Annotated in this window: 3 protein-coding genes and 1 pseudogene; 3 read left to right on the top strand and 1 reads right to left on the bottom strand. The window is 71.0% G+C overall.

Going from position 1 to position 2883, the window contains the following annotated elements; genetic code table 11:
* The 3 genes and pseudogenes from GWK61_RS53705 to GWK61_RS53695 all read left to right on the top strand — a co-directional run.
* Positions 1 to 342, top strand: a pseudogene (locus tag GWK61_RS53705) (hypothetical protein); the annotation flags it as partial.
* 116 nt (positions 343 to 458) lie between these two features.
* On the top strand, positions 459 to 1190 hold the full coding sequence (gene recO, locus GWK61_RS53700; RefSeq protein ID WP_194922147.1) for a DNA repair protein RecO: 732 nt from the start codon (positions 459 to 461) through the stop codon (positions 1188 to 1190).
* 76 nt (positions 1191 to 1266) lie between these two features.
* Positions 1267 to 2163, top strand: a complete 897-nt coding sequence (locus GWK61_RS53695) for an isoprenyl transferase (protein WP_228564510.1) — start codon at positions 1267 to 1269, stop codon at positions 2161 to 2163.
* Positions 2164 to 2324: 161 nt separating this feature from the next.
* Here GWK61_RS53695 and GWK61_RS53690 read toward each other — a convergent pair whose 3' ends face one another.
* Positions 2325 to 2765 (bottom strand): Fur family transcriptional regulator, encoded by a 441-nt coding sequence (locus GWK61_RS53690; protein ID WP_323748192.1) that lies wholly within the window; start codon positions 2763 to 2765, stop codon positions 2325 to 2327.
* Between the last annotated feature and the right edge of the window lie 118 nt (positions 2766 to 2883).

Genomic DNA, 2883 nt, shown 5'->3' with positions numbered 1-2883 from the left:
GTCCCGCCGCAAGCCCCGGCCTGGGGCACCGGCGCGCACGACGCCGCGCCTCCGGCGTCCGGCATGGAGACCGTGCTCATCCCGGTGCCGCCGCAGCAGCCGACCATTCCGGCGCCGCCGCCGACGCTGCTCGACCCGACCTCCGCGCGCCAGACCATCCCGGCGCCGCCGGCCACGCTGGTCGACACCGGGTCCGCGATGGAGACCATGGCCATTCCGCTGTCGCAGGTCGCGCAGCCGAAGCCGGCCGAGCCCGCCGATCCGGCCGAGGAGCCGACGCACGTCACCCAGGTCGATGAGGGCCCGGCCGGGTGGCAGTACCGGCCGCCGCGGCAGCAGTAGTGATCTCGGCCACTTCGGTGGCCGGGGCAGGGTGTCCGTAGTGCCCGGGCCCGCGGGAGGTTGCAGTTCGCCTCACGCGGGCCCTCAGCGTGCCCGGCCGCGCCTACACTTGGACAATGCCCCTGCACCGTGATGAAGGCGTCGTCCTGCGCACCCGGAACCTCGGGGAGGCCGACCGCATCATCACCTTCCTCACCAGGGATCGCGGGCGGGTCCGGGCCGTGGCCAAGGGGGTGCGGCGGACCTCGTCGAAGTTCGGGTCGCGGCTGGAGCCCTTCACGTTCGTCGACGTCCAGATCTTCGAGAAGCAGGGCCGCGACCTGCACCTGGTCACGCAGGCCGAGACGCTGGCGGCGTACGGCGGCACGCTGGTCTCCGACTACCCCGCCTACACCGCGGGGCAGGCGATGCTGGAGGCCGCCGAGCGGTTGAGTGAAGATGATGTGCCCGCCGTGCAGCAGTACCTCCTGCTCCTCGGCGGGTTGCGTACGCTGGCCTCGGGCGAGCACTCCGCCGGGCTGGTCCTGGACGCGTTCCTGCTGCGCTCCCTGGCCGTCGCCGGCTACGCGCCGTCCTTCGAGGACTGCGCCCGCTGCGGCGACCCGGGTGGGCACCGGTTCTTCAACCTGCCGGCCGGCGGGGCGGTGTGCTCGGACTGCAAGCCGTCGGGGTCGGTGGCGCCGGCCCGTGAGACACTCGCCCTGCTGGGGGCGCTGCTCGCGGGGGACTGGGGGGCCGCCGACGCCAGCGCCGACAAGCACCGGCGGGAGGGCAGCGGCCTGGTCGCCGCCTACCTGCAGTGGCACCTGGAGCGCGGCCTGCGGTCCCTGCGGCTTGTCGAGCGGTGAGTTCGGCCGGCGGTGAGGGCTCGCGAGCGGTGAGCACGAGCACGCGAAGTAAGACGAGATAGGTGGAGCGGTGAGACTGACCCGACGGATCCTGGAAGAGCGCCTCGCCAAGCGGCAGCCGGGCGTCAACCGGGACCCCTTCCCGCACAAGGGCGGCAAGCTGCCGCCGGACCTCCCGCTGGACCTGGTGCCCCGGCACGTGGCCCTGGTGATGGACGGCAACGGCCGCTGGGCCAAGGAGCGCGGCCTGTCGCGCATAGAGGGCCACAAGGTCGGCGAGGCGTCGCTGTTCGATGTGGTCGAGGGCGCGGTGCAGCTCGGCGGTATTACGCACATCTCCGCCTATGCGTTCTCTACAGAGAACTGGAAGCGCTCTCCAGAGGAAGTGCGCTTCCTCATGGGCTTCAACCGCGACACCATCCGCCGCCGCATCGGCGAGATGGACGAGCTCGGCGTCCGCATCCGCTGGGCCGGCCGCCGCCCCCGGCTCTGGAAGTCCGTCATCGACGAGCTGGAGTGGGCTGAGGAGCGTACTAAGGACAACAAGCTCCTGACCCTCACCATGTGCGTCAACTACGGCGGCCGCTGGGAGATCGCCGACGCCATGGCCGCCATGGGCCGGGACATCAAGTCCGGTCGGCTCGACCCCGCGAAGATCAACGAGAAGACGGTCACGCGCTACCTCTACGAGCCGGACATGCCGGACGTGGACCTGTTCATCCGCTCCTCTGGAGAGCACCGCACGTCCAACTTCCTTATGTGGGAGTCGGCCTATGCGGAGTTCGTCTTCGACAACACCCTCTGGCCGGACTTCGACCGCACCAACCTGTGGCGCGCGTGCGAGTCCTTCGTCGGACGCGACCGGCGCTACGGCGGCGCGATCACCAACGAAGAGCAGTTCGCCGCAGAGGTGGAGCCGGAGTACGAGTACAACGAGGCCGAGTACGGGGACCCCGACGCGGTCGCGGAGTAAAACAGCCAGCAAAACAGCCACGAGGGCGCTCCGCGATCATGCGACGACCGCGGCGCGCCCTCGTGCGTTCTCAAAATACCGTGCGGTGCCTGTCCGAGGACGGGGCGTGCTCAACGACGTGCTGACCCGACGTGCTCACGCGACGTGCTCACGCCACGTGCTCAGTGGTCCCCGCAGGTCCCGAAGATCTCCAGCGTGTGCGACACGTCGGAGTACCCGTGCTCGGCGGCCACCCGCGCGGCCCAGCTCTCCACCACGGCCGGGCCCTCGACCTCGACGGTCTTGCCGCACTCCCGGCACACCAGGTGGTGGTGGTGCCGCGGGGTCGAGCAGCGCCGGTAGATCACCTCGCGGTCGCCGGTACGCAGCACGTCCACCTCGCCGGCGTCGGCCAGGGACTGCAGGGCGCGGTAGACCGTGGTCAGGCCGACCGACTCGCCGCGCTGCTTGAGCAGGTCGTGCAGGTCCTGCGCGCTGCGGAAGTCGTCGACCTCGTCCAGCAGCGCCGCGACCGCCGACCGCTGGCGGGTGGAGCGGCCCTGGGCCGGCAGGCCCCGGCCGCTGTCGCCGTGGTGGTCGCCGGAGGTGTCTGCGGTACTCACTGTCCTTCTCCTAGCGGTTGGCGTGCGGATCGACGTGGCGTGCGGATCGACGTGGTCTGAGCGGTCGTGGTCTGGACGGTCATGGTCTGGACGGTCGTGGGGCTGGGCGGTCGGGGGT

The sequence above is a fragment of the Catenulispora rubra genome (genome assembly GCF_015356825.1).
Taxonomy (GTDB): Bacteria; Actinomycetota; Actinomycetes; order Streptomycetales; family Catenulisporaceae; genus Catenulispora; species Catenulispora rubra.
This window is presented reverse-complemented; position numbering and strand designations above follow the sequence as displayed.

Excerpts from the sequence above, each read along its gene's own strand:
- recO (WP_194922147.1), top strand. The coding sequence starts at position 459 with ATGCCCCTGCACCGTGATGAAGGCGTCGTCCTGCGCACCCGGAACCTC.